Source organism: Mixta mediterraneensis (assembly GCF_014946725.1).
Taxonomy (GTDB): domain Bacteria; phylum Pseudomonadota; class Gammaproteobacteria; order Enterobacterales; family Enterobacteriaceae; genus Pantoea; species Pantoea mediterraneensis.
In genome coordinates, this window is the sequence record NZ_JACFXY010000006.1 from 19,170 (window position 1) to 38,488 (window position 19,319).

Below are 19,319 nucleotides of genomic sequence, written 5' to 3' on the forward strand. Positions count from 1 at the left end.
TGACCTCAAATAGCGGCGCGTAGCGCTTCGCGGATAAGTGTTTCGCAATCCGCATCAGGTTTTCCAACTTTGCTGATCATGCGGCTGGCTTCCTGCGGTTTATAACCCAGCGCCACCAGCGCTGCAACCGCTTCGGCTTCCGCATCATTGGCGTCAGATTCAGCGCTCGGAGTAGACAGCGTAAAGGCCGATTCGCCGCCGAACAGGTCGCCATGCATCCCCTTGAAGCGATCTTTCATCTCTACGACTAAACGTTCAGCTGTTTTCTTACCCACGCCGGGAAGTTTAACCAGGGTAGCGATTTCTTCTTTTTCCACGGCAGTCACAAATTGCTGAGCCGACATACCGGAGAGGATCGCCAGCGCCAGTTTTGGCCCCACGCCATTGACTTTAATCAGCTCGCGGAATAGCGCGCGTTCTTGTTTGCTATTAAAACCAAACAGCAGCTGCGCGTCCTCACGCACCACGAAATGGGTAAAAATCACCGCTTCATGATTGAGTTCAGGTAACTCATAAAAACAGGTCATTGGCATGTGTACTTCATAACCCACGCCGTTCGTTTCAATCAGCACCAGCGGTGGCTGCTTTTCCAGAATATTGCCCCGTAGACGACCTATCACCTGAACGCTTCCTTCCAAAATAGTATGTGGCGGATTTTATAACATAAAAAAGGCTGGATGAATATCCAGCCTGAAAGTCCTGGGTAGCGGTTTATATTTAGCCCGATCGTAGACGACCGCGGGTTAACACCAGTTTGCTGTCGCTCATCCGCGCTGCGTTTTGCGCAACGTGACAGTGCGTTATCGCAATCGCCAGCGCATCCGCAGCATCGGCCTGGGGATTCGCTGCCAGTTTAAGCAAGGTACGAACCAAATGCTGTACCTGACTTTTCTCTGCACTGCCCAGCCCCACCACGGTTTGCTTAACCTGCCGCGCTGCGTACTCAAACACCGGTAAATCATGATTAACGGCGGCGACAATCGCCGCGCCGCGTGCCTGCCCCAGTTTTAACGCTGAGTCAGCGTTTTTCGCCATGAATACCTGTTCAATGGCGAAATAATCGGGTGAAAACTGAGTGATGATTTCGCTGATGCCCGCATAAATGAGCTTCAGGCGAGCGGGTAATTCAGCGGTATTCATGCGAATACAGCCGCTGCCTAAATAGGTTAGCTGCCGACCTGTTTGACGGATCACACCATAACCGGTGATGCGCGAACCGGGATCGATCCCCAAAATGATCGCCATTACGCGCCTCCGGTTTGGTATGAACAGGCGAACGCCATTACAGCATTTCCGCCACCTCGTCGGAAATTTCACCGTTGTGGTAAACTTCCTGCACGTCGTCACAGTCTTCCAGCATATCGATCAAACGCAGCAGTTTCGGCGCGGTTTCGGCGTCCATTTCCGCTTTGGTCGATGGGATCATGGTGACTTCAGCGGTGTCAGCTTTGAAGCCCGCAGCTTCCATCGCATCACGCACTGTGCCCATATCTTCCCAGGCGGTGAAGATGTCAATGGTGCCGTCATCGTAGCTCACCACATCTTCAGCACCGGCTTCGAGAGCCGCTTCCATAACCTGATCTTCATCCTGACCCGGCGCATAAGAGATCACGCCTTTTTTGTTAAACAGGTACGCAACGGAGCCGTCGGTGCCAAGGTTTCCGCCGGTTTTGGTAAAGGCATGACGCACTTCGCCAACGGTACGATTACGGTTATCACTCAGGCATTCGATCATGATGGCCGATCCACCCGGACCGTAACCTTCATAGATGATGGTTTCCATGTTGGCGTTATCATCGCCACCCACGCCACGTGCAATAGCGCGATCCATGGTGTCACGCGTCATATTGTTGGACAGGGCTTTGTCCATTGCAGCGCGTAAACGCGGGTTAGAGGAAGGATCGCCACCACCAAGTTTGGCTGAGGTGACCAGCTCGCGAATGATTTTGGTGAAGATTTTGCCTCGCTTAGCATCCTGAGCCGCTTTGCGGTGCCTGGTGTTCGCCCATTTACTATGTCCTGCCATCTTACATTTTCTCCGAACTTGGCATGGTGCAGGCTATCCTGCTGGCGATTTTCGCCGTTGCCAGTGCTCATTCTCTTCACGTACAACACTACGCTTTGATTGCTTTGCGCTGGCAACGAATCTACTCGCTGCATCGATAACGCCCGACTGTTTAATGCTGTGGTGCTGATTATTGCGTCATCACCGGAAAGATATAACCTTAACCAGATCGCCGCCGGAAAAACGCGCGGCGGCAAACATTCAGGTAAATTCTTCTATCGCCTGGCGATTACTCCAGGACTTGGTTAGCGCTGCGGCGGCTGCGGGTTCAAGCCAGCGAAAAGCAAGATGCTCGCTCAACGCAACGTTGCGCTCGGTTGGCAGTAACAGCCGGAACCAGTGTTCACGGTTGTGCGTGATACCCGGAGCATAACGATGGCGATAGTGTGGAAAGATCTCAAATTCAATCTGGCGTTGACAATCTTCCACCCGTAGTCGCTCGGCGAGAGCGTTAATGCCCACCTCTTCCCATACTTCGCGCTGGGCAGCCTGAAGTGCGGTTTCTCCCGCCTCCAGGCTGCCAGTCACCGACTGCCAGAAATCGGGATCATCACACCGCTGCAGCATTAACACCCGGCCAGTATCCTGCGCATAAATGACCACCAGCACCGAAACCGGATGTTTGTACGCCATTATTGATTCTCTGGCTTATCTTTCTTCACTACCTGAATACCCAGTTCAAGCAGCGCCGCCGGATTCGCTGTCCCTGGCGCTTCGGTCATCAAACATGCTGCTGCCGTGGTTTTCGGGAAGGCAATGACGTCGCGAATATTGTCCGTGCCGGTCAGCAGCATGGTCAGACGATCCAGGCCAAATGCCAGACCTGCGTGCGGCGGCGTGCCAAATTTCAACGCATCCAGCAGGAAGCCAAACTTTTCACGCTGCTCATGTTCTTCTATACCCAGAATGCTGAACACGGTTTGCTGCATTTTGCCGTTGTGGATACGCACAGAACCGCCGCCGACTTCGTAACCGTTAATCACCATGTCGTAAGCATTGGCCACCGCCAGGGTAGGATCAGCGGCCAGCTGCTCTGCGCTCATCTCTTTCGGCGCAGTAAACGGATGGTGCATCGCTGCCAGCCCGCCCGCTTCATCTTCTTCAAACATCGGGAAGTCAATCACCCATAAAGGCTTCCAGGCTTTATCATCCGTGATTTGCAGCTCGCGGCCTACTTTCAGGCGCAGCGCCCCCAGGGCATCCGCGACCACTTTCGCCCGGTCAGCGCCGAAGAAAATAATATCGCCATCTTGCGCGCCAGTGCGGTTCAGAATGTCGTCTATGATGTCCGCGTTCAGGAACTTCGCTACCGGGCTTTGTACGCCTTCCAGACCCTTAGCGCGTTCGTTGACCTTCATCCACGCCAGCCCTTTGGCGCCATAAATTTCAACAAACTTGCCGTATTCATCAATCTGCTTGCGACTTAGCTGGGCACCCGTAGGGACACGCAGGGCAGCAACGCGTCCTTTTTCATCATTGGCGGGTCCGGAAAAGACCTGGAATTCCACGTTTTTCAGCAGATCACCCACATCAACCAACTCCATTGGGTTACGCAGGTCCGGCTTGTCTGAGCCGTAACGGCGCATCGCTTCTGCAAACGTCATTTGGGGGAATTCACCGAGATCCACCGCCTTGACGTCCAGCCACAGGTTGCGGATCATACGCTCCATAATTTCTCGCACCTGTGGCGCGCTGAGAAAAGAGGTTTCCACATCAATTTGGGTAAATTCTGGTTGACGATCGGCACGCAGGTCTTCGTCACGGAAGCATTTAACGATTTGATAATAACGATCAAACCCGGACATCATCAGCAGTTGTTTGAACAGCTGTGGCGACTGCGGCAATGCATAAAATTTACCTTTATGCACGCGGCTCGGCACCAGATAATCACGCGCACCTTCCGGCGTGGCTTTGGTCAGCATCGGCGTTTCGATGTCGAGGAAACCCTCGTTATCCATAAAGCGACGCACGAAGCTGGTGATTTTCGCGCGGGTTTTTAATCGTTCGACCATTTCTGGACGACGCAGGTCCAGGTAACGGTATTTCAGACGCGCTTCTTCACTGTTGTTCTGGTTGGAGTCCAGTGGCAGCGGCTCGGAACGATTAATGATATTCAGCGCTTCAGCAAATACTTCCACTTCACCGGTCGCCATCTCGGCATTTTTATTCTTGTCATCACGCGCACGCACAGTTCCGGTGATCTGGATACAGAATTCGTTGCGCAGCTCAGAAGCCAGCTTAAAAGCATCCTGACGATCGGGATCGAAGAATACCTGCACGATGCCTTCGCGATCGCGCATATCGATAAAAATCAGGCTTCCCAGATCGCGACGGCGGTTGACCCAGCCGCAAAGAGTAACTTGCTGACCTACATGAGACAGATTGAGCTGTCCGCAATATTCTGAACGCATAACACCATCCTTTTAACTTCACCGCTGCAGCTGACAGCATCGGGCCGCGTAACCTTTGAGATGCTGCCGCAAAAAAGGCGGTCATTATAATGGAAAAAGGTAAGCAGGATAAGTAGAGGCGCGCCAAAGCGAACATTTCATTATCGGTTTTCATCTGTTTGCAGTGACGGGCTACCTTAAAGGATAATTTGTCATCGCATTTGAGCCTGGAGAACTGGCGTGACGCTTCGTATTGGCCTGCCGCAATGGCAACATTCGCACTGGAAACGCTGGGGGATTGAAAACCTGGCTGACTATGCGCGCTATTTTCACTGCGTGGAAGGCAACACCACACTCTATGCGTTGCCGAATAGCGAAACGGTCCTACGCTGGCGCGACATGACGCATGATGACTTTCGCTTCTGCTTTAAATTTCCCCATACCATCAGCCATCAGGCGGCGCTGCAACACAGCGACGATCTGGTCGCCGAATTTCTCCGTTTGTTCGATCCGCTGGCCGGTCGCATTGGGCAATACTGGCTACAGCTGCCTGCTCGCTTCTCTCCCCGCCAGCTTAACGAGCTGTGGCGCTTCCTTGATAGCCTGCCGCGCCGTTTTTCCTATGGCGTAGAAGTTCGTCATCCTGAATTCTTTGCTAAAGGCGAGGCTGAGCGCGCGTTGAACCGCGGTTTACTGCAGCGTGGCGTTAATCGTGTCATTCTGGACAGCCGCCCGGTCCATGCGTCCACCTCGCAAGCTGCCGCTGCCCTGCTCGCGCGCCAGCAGAAACCGCGCGTGCCGCCGCATGCGCTGCGCACGGGTTCACAACCGATGGTACGTTTTATCGGCAGTGACAGCGTGGATGAGAGCGTGCCTCTGTTTCAAATCTGGATAAATAAACTGATGGAATGGCAGCAGGATAGCGATCCCCTGCTTTTTCTGCACACCCCAGATATGGGAGAAGTCTTTCCGCTGGTGCAGACGCTGTGGCCGCAGCTTCAGCAGCTGGATGCGCGTATTGGCAGCGGACCGGACTGGCCGCAACAGGATTCGCTGTTTTAAGCCATCAGCAGGACAGGCAACATCTGGCTGGCTAGAATGGCCGTCTTAGCAATATGCGGGAGTCGCGGATGGTTAGCGCGTTATATGTAGTAGTGGGTGCTTTATTAGTGATGAAGTTTGCGCTGGATGTGGTGCGTTACCGTCGGCAGTACCGCGTGGCTTATGGCGATGGCGGCGTTTACGATCTAAAAATAGCCATTCGCCTTCACGGCAATGCGATTGAAACCATTCCGCTGGCCCTGTTGCTGCTTATTGTCATGGAAATGAACGGTGCAGACATCTGGATGATCCACATAACGGCATTGCTGTTTTTTGCGGGGCGTTTATTACACGCTTACGGTTTGCGCAACAGCGTCATGAAAGGCCGCCAATACGGCATGATGCTTACGCTGTTTGCCCTGTGCGGTATGACTCTGTTCAACCTGATCTACCTGCCGTGGGCGTTAGTCCTGACGCTACACTAAAGATTGCAGGTTTACGGGTGCAGCCTGCGTTTCTTTCTGCCAAAATAGCGCCCTTTCCGTCATCTTTCCGGATTTTTCGTTATGTCTGACCGCGATACGCTATTTTCCGCGCCCATTGCTAAACTGGGTGACTGGACCTTTGACGAGCGCGTAGCTGAAGTTTTTCCCGATATGATTCAGCGCTCGGTGCCCGGCTATTCCAACATCATTTCCATGATCGGTATGCTGGCAGAACGTTTTGTTCAGCCCAACAGTCAGGTTTATGACCTCGGCTGTTCGCTGGGCGCGGCGACCCTTTCAGTGCGTCGTAATATTCATGTGCCGGGTTGTACCATCATTGCGGTGGACAATTCTCCGGCGATGGTCGAGCGCTGCCGTCGCCATCTGGACGCGTTTCGCGCCGACACGCCAGTGACGGTAATGGAAGCCGATATTCGTAATATTCACATTGAGAATGCCTCGCTGGTGGTGCTCAACTTCACGCTGCAATTTCTGGAGCCGCCGGCACGTTTACAGCTGCTGAAAAAGGTATGGCAAGGACTGAATCCTGGCGGCGCCCTGGTATTGTCTGAGAAATTCAGCTTTGAAGATGCCGACGTTGGCGAGTTGCTGTTCAATATGCATCACGATTTCAAACGCGCTAACGGCTACAGCGAACTGGAGATCAGCCAGAAACGCAGCATGCTGGAAAACGTGATGCTGACCGACAGCGTCGAAGCGCATAAAGCGCGTCTGCAACAGGCGGGTTTTGCTCATGCTGAGCTGTGGTTCCAGTGCTTTAATTTTGGTTCGTTGGTGGCATTGAAATGATTGATTTCGGCCCTTTTTATCAGCAAATTGCCGTCGGGCCGCTTGCAAAGTGGCTGGAAGTGCTGCCTGGGCAGATCAGCAGCTGGCAGCGTGAAAACCTGCATGGGCACTTCCGTGACTGGTACAAGTCACTGGAATACCTGCCATTACTGGAGCCGCAGCGGCTGGATTTATTGCATAGCGTAAGCGCCGATCGCGACGACATCAGCGAGCGCCATCGTCAGGGCATTGAAAAACTGTTGCGTAATCTGATGCCGTGGCGGAAAGGCCCCTATTCTCTTTATGGCACTGAGATTAATACTGAATGGCGCTCGGACTGGAAATGGGAGCGGGTTCTGCCCCATATTTCATCCTTAGCCGGTCGTACGGTGTTAGATGTGGGCTGTGGTAGCGGGTATCACATGTGGCGTATGCTTGGCGCCGGTGCGCATTTTGTGGTCGGCATCGATCCAATGCAGCTGTTTTTGTGTCAGTTCGAAGCGGTACGCAAGCTGTTGAATGACGATCGTCGCGCACATCTGCTGCCTGTCGGCATTGAACAGTTACCGGCTTTGCAGGCTTTTGATACCGTTTTTTCTATGGGCGTGCTGTATCACCGCCGTTCGCCGCTCGATCATCTGTTGCAGCTGAGAAATCAGCTGGTTAACGGTGGCGAACTGGTGCTGGAAACCCTGGTGATTGAAGGCGATGTGAACCAGGTATTAGTACCGGGAGAACGTTATGCACAAATGCGCAATGTGTTCTTTATTCCCTCTGCCGAGGCGTTGAAAAGCTGGCTGGAGAAAAGCGGCTTTGTGGATGTACGTATCGTTGATTACACTCTGACAACGACTGACGAACAGCGTCGCACCGACTGGATGACCAGCGAATCGCTGGCCGAGTTCCTTGATCCCAATGATTCGCGCAAAACGGTAGAGGGTTATCCCGCTCCGCTCCGCGCGGTGCTGGTCGCGACCAGACCATAATACTTAGCGGCGAGATAACGCCAGTTTCGCCGCAAAACCGATAAACACGCACCCAGTCAAACGATCCATTATTTTTAATACGCGGGGCTGACGCAATTGACGGGAAAAATAGTGGCTGCCACCGATCAACGCCGCATTCCACATCAATCCCAGTAGCATATGCGCTAACGCCATTAGCGTGCACCACAGCGCCACTGATGCCCCGGCAGGAATAAACTGCGGCAGGAAAGTGACGTAGAAAACACCCACTTTTGGATAAAGCAGATTTCCAAACAGGCCACGGCTAAAGCAGGCGACAAAGCCCTGCTGCGCCTTATCCGTTTTGACCTCTTCAGGTTGACTGCGCGGATTAAGCACTAACTTTATGCCGAGATAAAACAGGTATGCCGCGCCAATCCATTTCAACAGATTGTAGGCCGTTTCTGAAGCCAGCAGCAGCGCACCCAGCCCTAGCCCCACCGCAACGCCCCAGATTAAACAGCCTAACGTCACGCCAAAAGCGGTAGCGCTGGCGCGTTTCCATCCCTGAGCAGCCGCAGAACGCAGCACTAATGCCGTATCAAAGCCAGGCGTTATCGTCAAAATCGTAATAGCGAACAAAAAGGAGAGCAGCGTGGTAGTCATAGTGATCTCTCTGTTTTAATTACGCACAACATAGCAAGTGAGGAAATTATTGTAACCTTTTCAGCGCAACCTTCATTCCACTCTATTCATTTGACGAGGCGGTTTTATCCCAGTATTGATATTTATAGGCCGAGCTGAGGTGGCGCTCAAGGGTGCCTTTATCGAATACTTCCGTTTCGTGCAGGTAACTTAACGTGCAGTTGCCTACCTCATCCCATAGCTGACATTCATCAATCGAGCGAATAGTGCTGACCGGGGTACTGGTCATGCCGTGCAGACGTAGCTCGCGGAATTGTTTGTCGTAAGTGTACGTGTCCTTGCTACGTGCTGATTGCGTGCCGGTCACTAAACCCTGCGGATTCCAGCGATAGTGATTTTCGCCGTTGCTCAGTGCATCAGTACCGCGCGCCACGCTCTTTTCCAGCCGGAAATGACTATCGTAGCGGTAAAGGGTGTCAGTGAAACCCGTCTGGCCCATGCTGGTAAATTTATCAGAGGCACTGATAATGTTGCCGTGCTTACCCATTTGCCAGTTAATCGTACCCTGACGATTATCGACCACCACTTCTTTGCCTTCCTTCAGCACTTTGACCAGGTAGGCATACTCTGCAACCCAGCCACTTTGCACCCGGACGATGTGCTGTTCCATGCTGAGAGTAACGTTGCGCTCATTTTTGTCATAGCTGACGTCAGCAACCGTGAGATCGCCGCAGGGATCAAACTGACCAAGCATACGTTTTTGCGAATTGACATCTTTGCCGAATTCCCCGGCGATGACCTGACGCACCGCACCTTTTGCACTGCCGCCGAGCATAATCCAGTTATTACTGCTGGCAATATTACCGCTTTGCTAACCGCAATTGCTGGCCGCAAAGAGCGGGCTGCTTAACGCAGCCATTAGCAAAGTTAACGCAGAGATAAAAAAGCATTTCATGGTGTTAAGTCTCCGACAACAATAGGTTAAGTGTAATCGCAACTGTGTTTATCGGAGGCAAAAGCGTAAATAGCAGACAAAAAATACCCCAGCAAGCATACTGGGGTTTGGTACTTGCAAACATCACGTCAATCAGCGGCGTGCTGCGCGGCAAAATCTGGCGTGATTCAGGCCACCCGGACAGTGTTCATCTGCATCACACTTCTCATCGCTTCCACCACATCGCTATCGACACAATAGCGACTGAATTCGTCGGTTTCGGCTTCGGAACACATCGAAACACCGGCCTTTCGATAACGCATCGGCGACGCCACAAGGCGGCTGGCCGAGCTATGAACTTCACGAATGCCCATGTCGAGGAATTTTTGCAGGTTACTCAGGCGAACGCCCGCACCTGCCATAATAATAGGACCTGTACTGTGTTCATTAAGTTCCTTCAACAATGCAATTCCGTTTTCCGCGCTTTGTTGCTGCCCTGACGTCAGAATGCGCGCGACACCAAGATCGGTCAACTCCTCCAGGGCACGTTTCGGACTATGGCACAGATCGAAAGCCCGATGAAAGGTTACTGAGAGGCCGCCACACAGCGCCATGATTTGCCGCATTTGACTCTGGTTAATATGCGCCTCTTCATCTAGCATACCAATGACCAGGCCGGGAAAGCCGAGATCGCGAATCAAAGCCACATCTGATTTCATCGCGTCGAATTCACGCGCGGTATAGCAAAAATCGCCACCGCGTGGTCTGACAATCGGATGAACCGGAATCGTTCCCTCACGACGGACCGCTTCCAGCATCCCCGCCGACGGCGTTAATCCGCCTTCACGCGGCGCGGCGCAAAGCTCAACCCGATCGGCTCCGGCCTGCTGCGCGGTCACTGCGCAATCCACGCCGTAGCAGCAAATTTCCAGTTTAGTCATTCTCTTCTCCTTTACATGACGCCTGCTTCGAATCAAATTACTCTTTTGAAATAAGTTTACGCGGAAAGGTAAATATGGCATTCAATTTTGACCAACGGATAGACCGTCGTCACAGCGATAGCCGTAAATGGCACAAATATGCGGGCCAGGACATCCTGCCATTATGGGTAGCAGATACCGATTTTCGATCGCCTGAATGCATTATCGAGGCGATAAAAAACCGCGCCGATCACGGGGTTTTTGGCTATGGCGAACACCCCGACGGCTTGATTGATGTCGCGGTTCAGCGTTTTGCCTCGCGCTATCAGTGGCACGTTGATCCAGCGTGGATAGTACTATTACCGGGCGTGGTCAGCGGGCTAAATTTATCGGTGCGCGCTTTCACGGCTGCTGACGAGACGACTATCGCCCCTACGCCAATTTATCCGCCGTTTCGTAGTGCAGCCAAATTAGCCGAACGGGCGCAACTTAATCTGCCGTTAACCCTGCAGGACTCGCGTTGGGTGATCGATCTGGCCGCCGCCGAAGGCCAGATGCGTGGCAAAGAAAAGTTATTGATGCTGTGTAACCCACAAAATCCTGGCGGTACGGTTTATCATCGCGACGAGTTGCAGGCACAACTTGCCTTTGCTCAACAATATGACTTAATTGTGTGCTCTGATGAAATCCATTGCGATTTACTGCTCGAGCCGGGCGTGCAACACATTCCTTTTGCCTCGCTGAATGAAGATGCCGCACAGCGCAGCATTACGCTGCTCTCACCGTCAAAAAGTTACAATATCGCTGGCCTGGGCGCGTCAATGGCTATCATTCCCAACCCTGAACTACGCGCTCGCTTTAATCGCGTGCGTCAGGGCATTGTACCGTCAGTAGATATTCTGGCGCTGGTCGCAGCGGAAGCCGCATGGCGCGACGGAGAGGCATGGCTGGAAGCCCAGCTTAGCTACTTACGCAGTAACCGCGACTGGCTGGTTGAACAGGTCAATGCCTTACCAGGGCTAGAGATGGCTTCCCCCGAAGCCACTTACCTTGGCTGGATTGATGCCAGCGCGCTCAGCGTTGCCAGCCCGGCTCTCTACTTCGAAAAACATGGGCTCGGCTTTTCACCCGGCCGTGATTTTGGTGATGACAACTTTGTACGCTTCAATTTTGGTTGTACCCGCGCCACGCTAAAAGACGCCGTTGCGCGGTTACAGAACGCTGTTGCCGCGCGCGCTTCATTTGCCTCGCTGGCGACGATTTCTTCCAGTCGCCACGGGTGAAATTTAATCGTTGTTTGCCCGTCCGTTACTGCTAAGGTCGGATTGGGCAAGCCTTCATTTTCCCCTTTTGGCGAGCTGGTTTTAAACGAAATGTCGCGCTGCATCAGCGCCTGGTCCGCGAGTAAGGCCATCGCACGTATGCCGAGGGTTTCAGGTTCTCCACGCAGTACAATTTCTACATGCTCCCATCCTTCATGGCGATACCGTTTTTCGCCCGGCCACGGCAGTTCAATTATATCCAACTGCCAACCGGCGACCTGAATGGGTTGATGCAGCCTGAACAGGCAAATTGGACGCCCGTTAATCATCGCTTCAGAAAGCGGGCTGCCTATTTGCAAAAATCCCTGTTTCCAGCGCTCCGCTGTCACGTTCTGATGGCAGCGAACAGCAATATGATCCGCCTCAAGATCGCTCAGGGTGAGACCCAGTCGCTCAGAAAAACTTTTTAACGATTTTTCAAAACGCACTAAATCCGCTTCTAAATCGTCCAGTTCTGGGGGAAAAGTGGTGTTCACAGCCCGCAATCTCCTTTAATAATCCAGTATTTCTAATCAATGTAATGCGCCGTCAGCACTACGCCATGCACAACAAAATAGTAAGATTCATCCGATTTGGCGAGAAAACTGGCGTAAAATCGCATAACTACTGCTTTTAATTCGGACTTATCCCCTCTTTAGATCCAGAAGTTACTGGATGAAACTGCATTAATTTACTGTTTTAAATCAACTTATTTAATACAATGAGATAACTCTTATTTGGGTGATAAACAATTGCAGCCATGCGAGGTTTCTTATAAATTTGACTCAACACAACTAAAAGGAATAGCTCAATGACCATGCTTATTGTTGTCGCAGTCCTGATCGCACTGATGGGATTTGCTATTTCCCGCCACTGGAAGGTGCGTGAAGATAAAAGCGTTAAAAACCCTCGCCGTCATCTGCGTCGCCGTTAAAGCCAGCGGGAAACATTTCAGGCCCTGTTTCCCTGCTTTATCCAACTGCTGACGCCCACCAACAATTCACGTATACTTTCCCCCTCATTTTTTCCCGTTTTGTCTGGCGATTGACCCCAGGCAAGATGATGATGACGGCTCGTGGTGGTTCAGACGAGCGTTTTTCAGCATATGAAGGTATTTCGGTGAATATTCAGGCACTTCTTTCCGCAAAAGTCAGTCAGGCAATGGTTTTAGCCGGCGCACCCGCCGATTGCGAACCGCAGGTTCGTCCGTCTGCCCGGGTCCAGTTTGGTGATTATCAGGCGAACGGTATTATGGCCGTGGCGAAGAAACTGGGGCAAGCGCCGCGACAATTAGCGGAGACAGTGTTGCAGCACCTTGATCTGGCCGGTATCGCCAGCAAAATGGAGATTGCCGGACCGGGCTTCATCAATATTTTTCTTGACCGCCAGTGGCTGGCTGAAAATGCCAAAACCGCTCTGCGTCAACCGCGTTTGGGCATAGCACACGTCGAACCACAAACTATCGTAATTGATTACTCTGCGCCCAATGTGGCAAAAGAGATGCACGTTGGGCATGTGCGTTCCACCATTATTGGTGATGCCGCCGTGCGCACCCTGGAGTTTCTCGGTCACCACGTAATTCGTGCAAACCATGTGGGCGACTGGGGCACGCAGTTTGGCATGTTGATTGCTTATCTGGAGAAACAGCAAAACGAAAATCACGCTGAGATGGCGCTGGCCGATCTGGAAGCGTTTTACCGCGAAGCAAAACGTACCTATGACGAAGATCCTGCCTTTGCTGAACGCGCTCGCCGTTATGTGGTGAAGCTGCAAAGTGGTGACGAGTATTGCCGCCAGATGTGGAAAAAGCTGGTCGACATTACCATGAGTCAGAACCAGAAAGTGTACGACCGCCTGAACGTCACCCTGAGCCGCAAAGATGTGATGGGTGAAAGCCTTTACAACGATATGTTGCCTGGCATTGTCAGCGATCTTAAAGCCAAAGGGCTGGCGGTTGAAAGCGAAGGCGCCACTGTGGTGTTTCTGGATGAGTTCCAGAACAAAGAAGGCGAGCCGATGGGCGTCATCATCCAGAAAAAGGATGGAGGCTATCTGTACACCACCACCGATATTGCCTGTGCAAAATATCGGTATGAAACGTTGCATGCCGATCGCGTGCTGTATTACATCGATTCACGTCAGCATCAGCATCTGTTGCAGGCGTGGACCATTGTGCGCAAAGCCGGTTATGTGCCTGATAATGTTCCGCTTGAACATCACGCATTTGGCATGATGCTGGGTAAAGATGGTCGCCCTTTCAAAACCCGTAGCGGCGGCACTATTAAATTGTCCGATCTGCTGGATGAAGCCTATCAGCGTGCCTACACGCTGGTGCGCGAGAAAAATCCTGAGATGTCCGAAGATGAGGTAAAGCAGCTGGCAGAAGTGGTTGGCATTGGCGCAGTGAAATATGCTGACCTGTCAAAAAGCCGCACCACCGATTACATCTTTGACTGGGATAATATGCTGGCTTTTGAGGGCAACACCGCGCCTTACCTGCTGTATGCCTACACTCGTGTATTATCCGTTTTCCGCAAAGCCGGTATCGATGCAGAAACGCTCAAAGGTGAGCTGGTGATTACTGAGGATCGCGAAGCGCTGTTGGCTACTCGTCTGTTACAGTTCGAAGAGGTCATTACCCAGGTTGCGCGTGACGGTACGCCACATGTGATGTGTGCTTATCTCTATGATCTGGCTGGGCTGTTCTCTGGTTTTTACGAGCATTGTCCGATTCTTAATGCCGAAGAGGAAAGCACTCGTTTCAGCCGTTTACAGCTAGCGGCGCTGACGGCCAAAACACTGCAACAGGGTCTTGATACCCTCGGTATTAAAACCGTCGAACGTATGTAAAGTAAAAAACCCTGCTTCGGCAGGGTTTATCTATGGTCACGATGATGGCTATCCCGCAGGCTGAACTCGCGATCGTGATAGTTCACCATTACTTCACTGCTCACTACCCGCAGGCCCGGCGGTAATTTCCCCGTCCCGGCAAAGCCAAACACCATATGCAAGGTTTCCTTTGCAGCTACATGCGCCAGACCGCGCGTGCTACCGCTGGCTCCCTCAAGCGCAGTACAGCGTTGCGCCGCACACAATCTCACTTCCAGCCCTGATGGCGCTGGCTTGCTAAGCTGATAGCGCCAGTTCACCACCTCAATATAGCCGCTGACATTTTGCGGTGGCGTTAAAGGCTGTGAGCGTTGCCAGGCCCCCCGATTCGCCAGCACCGGACCACGGGCGCTGGCATGCCACGCCCCGTCCATCGCCTGTACCCACAATGGCCAAATGCACAGCAGCCACAGCAAACGTTTCACTATTTTCCTCCGATGGTCGCCGTCATACGGATCTGACGATTGTCGCTGAGCTCCATGTTTGACAGCACCACCAGTTGCGGCGGGTTACGGCGCAGGAAGCGCGCCAGCAGCGCACGTAACGGATGATTCACCAGCAACACCGGTGGCGCACCCAGCATTTCCTGTCGCTGCAATGCGCTCTGCGCCTGGCTCAATAAGCGTTCGGCAAGGCCCGGTTCCAGTCCGCCGCCGCCCTGTAAAGCCTGCAACAGCAAACGCTCCAGCGTGGCATCCAGACCAATCACCTGCACTTCGTCATTACCAGGGAACCACTGTTGCGTAATCGCACGGCCCAGCGCAACGCGGACGACGCTGGTGAGTTCTTGTGGATCGCTTTGCACGGGCGCATGTTCCGCCAGCGTTTCAATGATGGTGCGCATATCGCGAATCGACACCCGCTCTACCAGTAGATTTTGCAGCACTTTATGCAGTGTGGTCAGGGTGATCACGCCCGGCACCAGGTCGTCCGTTAGCTTTGGCATTTCCTGCGTGACGCGATCTAACAGCTGCTGCGCTTCCTGACGACCAAACAATTCGCTGGCGTATTGACCAATCAGGTGGTTAAGGTGCGTAGCCACCACGGTACTGGCTTCAACCACCGTGAAGCCCTGAATCTGCGCCTGTTCTTTCAGCGCACTGTCAATCCAGATGGCCGCCAGACCAAAGGCCGGATCCACCGTGGCTTCGCCCGGCAAGGATCCCGCTGCGGTGCCTGGGTTGATCGCCATCCAGCGCCCTGGATAAGCATCGCCGCTACCTATTTCCACGCCTTTCATCAAAATGCGATAACGCGCTGGAGGCAGTTCCATGTTGTCACGGATATGCACCACCGGTGGAAGAAAGCCAACATCCTGTGCCACCTTTTTACGGATACTGCGTATGCGTCCCAGCAGTTCGCCGTTTTGCAAGTGATCGACCATCGGAATCAGGCGATACCCCACTTCCATGCCGAGCGTATCCTCCAGCTGCACGTCGGTCCAGGACGCTTCCGCAGCGGCCGGTGTTTCCTGCGCTTTGCTGACGCTACCCGGCGTTTCAGCGCTCTTTTTCGGCTGCATTTCTCGTCCGCGCAGCCACCACGCCAGGCCCAACAGCGCCGCAGTAAACAGCAGAAAGACCAGGTTCGGCATGCCAGGCACTAAACCCAGCAAACCAATCACGCCAGCACTCAACATCAGGACGCGCGGATCTTTAAACAGCTGACCAACCATCTGTTCGCCCACGTCCTGATCGGTAGCAACCCGCGTCACGATCACACCCGCTGCGGTGGAGATGACCAGAGCAGGGATTTGCGCCACCAGACCATCACCGATGGTTAACAGCGTATAAGTTTCTGCGGCATGGCCTGCATCCATACCATGCTGCACTACGCCCACCAGCAGGCCACCAATCACGTTAATCACCATGATCATAATGCCGGCGATAGCATCGCCGCGCACAAACTTACTCGCTCCGTCCATCGAACCGTAGAAGTCTGCTTCCTGCGTCACTTCCTGACGCCGTCGTTTTGCCTCATCTTCGCCAATCAAACCGGCGTTAAGGTCAGCATCAATCGCCATCTGTTTGCCGGGCATCCCGTCCAGCACAAAGCGCGCGCCAACTTCCGCGATACGACCAGCGCCTTTAGTGATAACCATAAAGTTGATGATCACCAGGATGATGAACACCACGATGCCGATGGCAAAGTTACCGCCAACCAGAAAGTGCCCAAAGGCTTCTACCACGCGCCCTGCCGCCGCCGCACCGGTATGCCCTTCCATCAGAATGATTCGGGTTGAGGCCACGTTTAATGCCAGACGCAGTAACGTGGAAAACAGCAGAATGGTTGGAAACGCGGCGAATTCCAGCGTGCGTTGAGTGAACATCGCCACCAGCAGCACCATGATGGAAAGCGCAATGTTAAAGGTAAACAGCAGATCGAGGATGAACGGTGGCAATGGCAGCACCATCATCGACAGGATCATCATGATCAGCACCGGACCGGCTAACACCTGCCATTGCGTATCTTTAAAGCTTTCCGGTAAACGCAGTTTTGCGGCCAAATTAGCCATCGTTTCTGTTCTCTCCTGCAAAGTCCATATCTGCCGGTACTGGCAAATTCTTCGGTTTGGTTGGGATCAGGCCACCTTCACGCTTCCAGCGACGGAGCTGCCAGACCCACGCCAGCACTTCCGCCACTGCGGCATAAAGCGCGCCGGGAATATGCTGCCCAATTTCGGTGTGTCGATACAAAGCACGCGCCAGCGGCGGAGCTTCTAACAGCGGGATGCGGTGCTCAGTCCCCAGTTCACGAATTCTCAGCGCAATCTCTCCTGCGCCTTTCGCCACCACTTTCGGCGCGCTCATTTTCTTCTCGTTATATTGCAGCGCCACCGAGTAGTGCGTCGGGTTGGTGACAATGACGTCGGCTTTCGGTACATCAGCCATCATGCGACGCCGTGCAGCAGCCCGCATTTGCTGGCGAATACGCCCTTTAACATGCGGATCGCCCTCCTGCTGTTTGAACTCATCGCGAATTTCCTGACGCGACATACGCAATTTTTTGTAATAGCTATAAATCTGCCAAAAGACGTCATAGCCAACCATGGGGATCAGCCCCAACATCACCAGCGCGCAGCATATCGCGATCAAATCCATGCCATGGATCAACGCTCTGGTCGGCGATTCGCTGATTAACCGCAGCATTTCCGGCCAGTGTGACCAGATGTACCAGCCCCCGACGCAGCCCACCAACACCGATTTCAGAATGCCTTTGAACAGTTCAGTCCAGGCTTGTGCGGAGAACATGCGTTTGAAACCAGGCAGCGGGTTCAATTTGGTGAAATCCATTTTGATCGCTTTACCGCTAATCACGATACCGCCTAACAGCATCGGTGCAGCAATCGCGACCAGCACCAGTCCCCCCATCAACGGCAGCAGCGCCAGTATTGCCTGGCCGACCAGACTTCCGATGTGGGCAATAATGATTTTGTCGTCAGTGACCATGCCATGGTCAAATTGCAGCCCCGTCGCCACCATGCTGGCTAACCTGTGCGCCATAAGCGTGCCGCCCAGCCACAGGATCATAATGCCGGCCAGTAGCATTAACAGAGAAGTCAGCTCGCGCGAACGCGGAATCTGCCCCTCCTCACGCGCTTTCTCAAGTCGGTGGGGGGTGGGCGATTCTGTTTTGTCCTCGTCGCTTTCTTCAGCCACAACAAACCTCGGTGGATGGGATTTCTGAGCATAGAATGCCAAATTTGAGTTTGGTTAAAGCGGGGATAAGACGAAGAAAAGGCGTGCTCTTTTACGGATGGGAAAAAGAAGCGGTAAAAGCCCGCCGTCAAGCGGGCCGTGTTTTATCGTAATCGCGCGTAAATAAGCTTACGCGCATTAGCCGGGTAATCAGCCAGACGCTAAGCAGTAAAATTAAAAGCCTAAGCTATCCAGCAAGTCATCTACCTGATCCTGGTTCGCCACTACGCCGGGTGCATCAGTATGAATTTGCGGACCGTTCAGCAGGCTGGAACCGCCCTGACGTTTCTCCGCACTGACTTCCGGCATGTTCTCCAGCAGCACCATCAACAGTTGACGCTCGATTTCCTGGATCACATCCATCATGCGCTTGATAACCTGACCGGTAAGGTCCTGGAAATCCTGCGCCATCATGATTTCAAGCAGCTGTTTGTTGGTGAAGGCGGTATGTCCCGGCACGGCATCAAGGAATTCGCGCGTATCCGTCACCAACTCACGAGCATCGGCCAGTTCAATGGGATTTTCAAACCATGCATCCCAACGCCCTTTTAGCTGGGTTGCTCCGGCCTCCATTTTATCCTGGTGCGGTTGTGCCGCTTCTACGCAGTTTAGTGCGCGATCGGCAGCCTGAGCCGTCATTTGGACCACATAGTCCAGACGATCGCGTGCATCAGGAATAGCTTCGGCGGCTTCGGCAATAGCATGATCAAGCCCCAGCTCGCGCAGGCTGTCACGCAACATGCGCGTCAGCGAGCCGATGCGAGCAATAATGTCGTGTGCCGAGGCATCCTCAGTTGATTTCGGAAGGTCACTCATCACATCTCCTTACATGCCCAGTTTTTCGAAAATTTTGCCTAATTTCTCTTCCAGCGTGGCCGCAGTGAATGGTTTAACCACGTAGCCGCTGGCACCCGCCTGCGCAGCAGCAATAATATTTTCTTTTTTCGCTTCCGCAGTGACCATTAACACCGGCAGGCTGCCCATTGCCGCATCTGCCCGAATAGTTTGTAGCAGTTGCAGGCCGTCCATATTCGGCATGTTCCAGTCGGAGATGACAAAGTCAAAGCCACCCGCCTTGAGCTTAGCCAGCGCATCTACGCCATCCTCCGCTTCTTCTACGTTATTAAAACCCAGCTCTTTTAGCAGATTACGTACGATACGGCGCATCGTGTTGAAGTCGTCTACCACTAAAAAGCGCATGTTTTTATCAGCCATACT

At 53.1% G+C, this 19,319-nt stretch carries 19 protein-coding genes and 2 pseudogenes; 7 read left to right on the forward strand and 14 right to left on the reverse strand.

All coding sequences use genetic code 11. From position 1 onward, the window contains the following. Positions 1 to 5: 5 nt before the first annotated feature. From ruvA to aspS, 5 genes are all read right to left on the reverse strand, one after another. Positions 6 to 620: a Holliday junction branch migration protein RuvA gene (gene ruvA, locus H2P46_RS11975; protein WP_193405286.1), complete on the reverse strand. Its 615-nt coding sequence runs from the start codon at positions 618 to 620 to the stop codon at positions 6 to 8. Positions 621 to 717: 97 nt separating this feature from the next. Next, positions 718 to 1,245, reverse strand: coding sequence for a crossover junction endodeoxyribonuclease RuvC (ruvC, locus tag H2P46_RS11980; RefSeq protein ID WP_193405287.1), 528 nt, complete (start codon positions 1,243 to 1,245; stop codon positions 718 to 720). A gap of 37 nt (positions 1,246 to 1,282) precedes the next feature. Continuing rightward, positions 1,283 to 2,026: a YebC/PmpR family DNA-binding transcriptional regulator gene (locus tag H2P46_RS11985; RefSeq protein ID WP_193405288.1), complete on the reverse strand. Its 744-nt coding sequence runs from the start codon at positions 2,024 to 2,026 to the stop codon at positions 1,283 to 1,285. A gap of 240 nt (positions 2,027 to 2,266) precedes the next feature. After that, positions 2,267 to 2,698: a dihydroneopterin triphosphate diphosphatase gene (gene nudB / locus H2P46_RS11990; protein WP_193405289.1), complete on the reverse strand. Its 432-nt coding sequence runs from the start codon at positions 2,696 to 2,698 to the stop codon at positions 2,267 to 2,269. Continuing rightward, positions 2,698 to 4,476: an aspartate--tRNA ligase gene (gene aspS, locus H2P46_RS11995; RefSeq protein ID WP_193405290.1), complete on the reverse strand. Its 1,779-nt coding sequence runs from the start codon at positions 4,474 to 4,476 to the stop codon at positions 2,698 to 2,700. Before aspS ends, nudB begins: the two co-directional genes overlap by 1 nt. A gap of 219 nt (positions 4,477 to 4,695) precedes the next feature. On the opposite strand from aspS, the gene H2P46_RS12000 reads away from it, so the two are divergent. The 4 genes from H2P46_RS12000 to cmoB all read left to right on the forward strand — a co-directional run bounded on the left by H2P46_RS12000 (position 4,696) and on the right by cmoB (position 7,756). Continuing rightward, positions 4,696 to 5,517 (forward strand): DUF72 domain-containing protein, encoded by an 822-nt coding sequence (locus H2P46_RS12000; RefSeq protein ID WP_193405291.1) that lies wholly within the window; start codon positions 4,696 to 4,698, stop codon positions 5,515 to 5,517. Positions 5,518 to 5,585: 68 nt separating this feature from the next. Next, positions 5,586 to 5,981 carry an MAPEG family protein gene (locus tag H2P46_RS12005; RefSeq protein ID WP_193405292.1) on the forward strand — a complete coding sequence of 132 codons (396 nt, stop codon included), beginning with the start codon at positions 5,586 to 5,588 and terminating at the stop codon, positions 5,979 to 5,981. Between the two features lie 81 nt (positions 5,982 to 6,062). Beyond that, positions 6,063 to 6,791, forward strand: coding sequence for a carboxy-S-adenosyl-L-methionine synthase CmoA (cmoA, locus tag H2P46_RS12010; protein ID WP_193405293.1), 729 nt, complete (start codon positions 6,063 to 6,065; stop codon positions 6,789 to 6,791). Continuing rightward, positions 6,788 to 7,756, forward strand: coding sequence for a tRNA 5-methoxyuridine(34)/uridine 5-oxyacetic acid(34) synthase CmoB (gene cmoB, locus H2P46_RS12015; RefSeq protein ID WP_193405294.1), 969 nt, complete (start codon positions 6,788 to 6,790; stop codon positions 7,754 to 7,756). Before cmoA ends, cmoB begins: the two co-directional genes overlap by 4 nt. Positions 7,757 to 7,759: 3 nt before the next feature. Here cmoB and H2P46_RS12020 read toward each other — a convergent pair whose 3' ends face one another. The 3 genes and pseudogenes from H2P46_RS12020 to cutC form a co-directional block, all read right to left on the reverse strand. After that, entirely contained in the window at positions 7,760 to 8,380 is a 621-nt protein-coding gene (locus H2P46_RS12020; RefSeq protein ID WP_193405295.1) for a LysE family translocator, read from the reverse strand. Between the two features lie 82 nt (positions 8,381 to 8,462). Then, a pseudogene (locus H2P46_RS12025) lies at positions 8,463 to 9,278 on the reverse strand (hypothetical protein). A gap of 203 nt (positions 9,279 to 9,481) precedes the next feature. Beyond that, entirely contained in the window at positions 9,482 to 10,234 is a 753-nt protein-coding gene (cutC, locus tag H2P46_RS12030; protein WP_193405296.1) for a copper homeostasis protein CutC, read from the reverse strand. Between the two features lie 74 nt (positions 10,235 to 10,308). On the opposite strand from cutC, the gene H2P46_RS12035 reads away from it, so the two are divergent. After that, positions 10,309 to 11,496 (forward strand): MalY/PatB family protein, encoded by a 1,188-nt coding sequence (locus tag H2P46_RS12035; RefSeq protein WP_193405297.1) that lies wholly within the window; start codon positions 10,309 to 10,311, stop codon positions 11,494 to 11,496. Here H2P46_RS12035 and H2P46_RS12040 read toward each other — a convergent pair. Continuing rightward, positions 11,460 to 12,011, reverse strand: a pseudogene (locus H2P46_RS12040) (VOC family protein); the annotation flags it as partial. The gene H2P46_RS12035 and the pseudogene H2P46_RS12040 sit on opposite strands and share 37 nt — an antisense overlap. A gap of 314 nt (positions 12,012 to 12,325) precedes the next feature. Between H2P46_RS12040 and H2P46_RS23255 the strand changes: the two are divergent. Together H2P46_RS23255 and argS are read left to right on the forward strand one after the other, a co-directional pair. Continuing rightward, positions 12,326 to 12,448 carry a hypothetical protein gene (locus H2P46_RS23255; RefSeq protein WP_256449270.1) on the forward strand — a complete coding sequence of 41 codons (123 nt, stop codon included), beginning with the start codon at positions 12,326 to 12,328 and terminating at the stop codon, positions 12,446 to 12,448. A gap of 185 nt (positions 12,449 to 12,633) precedes the next feature. After that, positions 12,634 to 14,364: an arginine--tRNA ligase gene (argS, locus tag H2P46_RS12045; RefSeq protein WP_193405517.1), complete on the forward strand. Its 1,731-nt coding sequence runs from the start codon at positions 12,634 to 12,636 to the stop codon at positions 14,362 to 14,364. A 26-nt stretch (positions 14,365 to 14,390) separates the two neighbouring features. Here argS and flhE read toward each other — a convergent pair whose 3' ends face one another. From flhE to cheY, 5 genes are all read right to left on the reverse strand, one after another. Beyond that, positions 14,391 to 14,828 carry a flagellar protein FlhE gene (gene flhE, locus H2P46_RS12050; protein ID WP_420846543.1) on the reverse strand — a complete coding sequence of 146 codons (438 nt, stop codon included), beginning with the start codon at positions 14,826 to 14,828 and terminating at the stop codon, positions 14,391 to 14,393. After that, positions 14,828 to 16,918 carry a flagellar biosynthesis protein FlhA gene (gene flhA, locus H2P46_RS12055; RefSeq protein WP_193405298.1) on the reverse strand — a complete coding sequence of 697 codons (2,091 nt, stop codon included), beginning with the start codon at positions 16,916 to 16,918 and terminating at the stop codon, positions 14,828 to 14,830. Before flhA ends, flhE begins: the two co-directional genes overlap by 1 nt. Beyond that, positions 16,911 to 18,062, reverse strand: a complete 1,152-nt coding sequence (gene flhB / locus H2P46_RS12060; RefSeq protein WP_193405299.1) for a flagellar biosynthesis protein FlhB — start codon at positions 18,060 to 18,062, stop codon at positions 16,911 to 16,913. Before flhB ends, flhA begins: the two co-directional genes overlap by 8 nt. A gap of 213 nt (positions 18,063 to 18,275) precedes the next feature. Then, positions 18,276 to 18,917: a protein phosphatase CheZ gene (gene cheZ / locus H2P46_RS12065; RefSeq protein WP_193405300.1), complete on the reverse strand. Its 642-nt coding sequence runs from the start codon at positions 18,915 to 18,917 to the stop codon at positions 18,276 to 18,278. Positions 18,918 to 18,926: 9 nt separating this feature from the next. After that, positions 18,927 to 19,316, reverse strand: a complete 390-nt coding sequence (gene cheY, locus H2P46_RS12070) for a chemotaxis response regulator CheY (RefSeq protein WP_193405301.1) — start codon at positions 19,314 to 19,316, stop codon at positions 18,927 to 18,929. Positions 19,317 to 19,319: the final 3 nt, after the last annotated feature.

What these genes read in the sequence shown, in the direction of transcription:
- ruvC (WP_193405287.1), bottom strand. Translation starts at nt 1,245, where the DNA reads ATGGCGATCATTTTGGGGATCGATCCCGGTTCGCGCATCACCGGTTAT.
- H2P46_RS11985 (WP_193405288.1), bottom strand. Translation starts at nt 2,026, where the DNA reads ATGGCAGGACATAGTAAATGGGCGAACACCAGGCACCGCAAAGCGGCT.
- nudB (WP_193405289.1), bottom strand. Translation starts at nt 2,698, where the DNA reads ATGGCGTACAAACATCCGGTTTCGGTGCTGGTGGTCATTTATGCGCAG.
- aspS (WP_193405290.1), bottom strand. Translation starts at nt 4,476, where the DNA reads ATGCGTTCAGAATATTGCGGACAGCTCAATCTGTCTCATGTAGGTCAG.
- H2P46_RS12005 (WP_193405292.1), top strand. Translation starts at nt 5,586, where the DNA reads ATGGTTAGCGCGTTATATGTAGTAGTGGGTGCTTTATTAGTGATGAAG.
- cmoA (WP_193405293.1), top strand. Translation starts at nt 6,063, where the DNA reads ATGTCTGACCGCGATACGCTATTTTCCGCGCCCATTGCTAAACTGGGT.
- cmoB (WP_193405294.1), top strand. Translation starts at nt 6,788, where the DNA reads ATGATTGATTTCGGCCCTTTTTATCAGCAAATTGCCGTCGGGCCGCTT.
- H2P46_RS12020 (WP_193405295.1), bottom strand. Translation starts at nt 8,380, where the DNA reads ATGACTACCACGCTGCTCTCCTTTTTGTTCGCTATTACGATTTTGACG.
- cutC (WP_193405296.1), bottom strand. Translation starts at nt 10,234, where the DNA reads ATGACTAAACTGGAAATTTGCTGCTACGGCGTGGATTGCGCAGTGACC.
- H2P46_RS12035 (WP_193405297.1), top strand. Translation starts at nt 10,309, where the DNA reads ATGGCATTCAATTTTGACCAACGGATAGACCGTCGTCACAGCGATAGC.
- H2P46_RS23255 (WP_256449270.1), top strand. Translation starts at nt 12,326, where the DNA reads ATGACCATGCTTATTGTTGTCGCAGTCCTGATCGCACTGATGGGATTT.
- flhA (WP_193405298.1), bottom strand. Translation starts at nt 16,918, where the DNA reads ATGGCTAATTTGGCCGCAAAACTGCGTTTACCGGAAAGCTTTAAAGAT.
- cheZ (WP_193405300.1), bottom strand. Translation starts at nt 18,917, where the DNA reads ATGAGTGACCTTCCGAAATCAACTGAGGATGCCTCGGCACACGACATT.
- cheY (WP_193405301.1), bottom strand. Translation starts at nt 19,316, where the DNA reads ATGGCTGATAAAAACATGCGCTTTTTAGTGGTAGACGACTTCAACACG.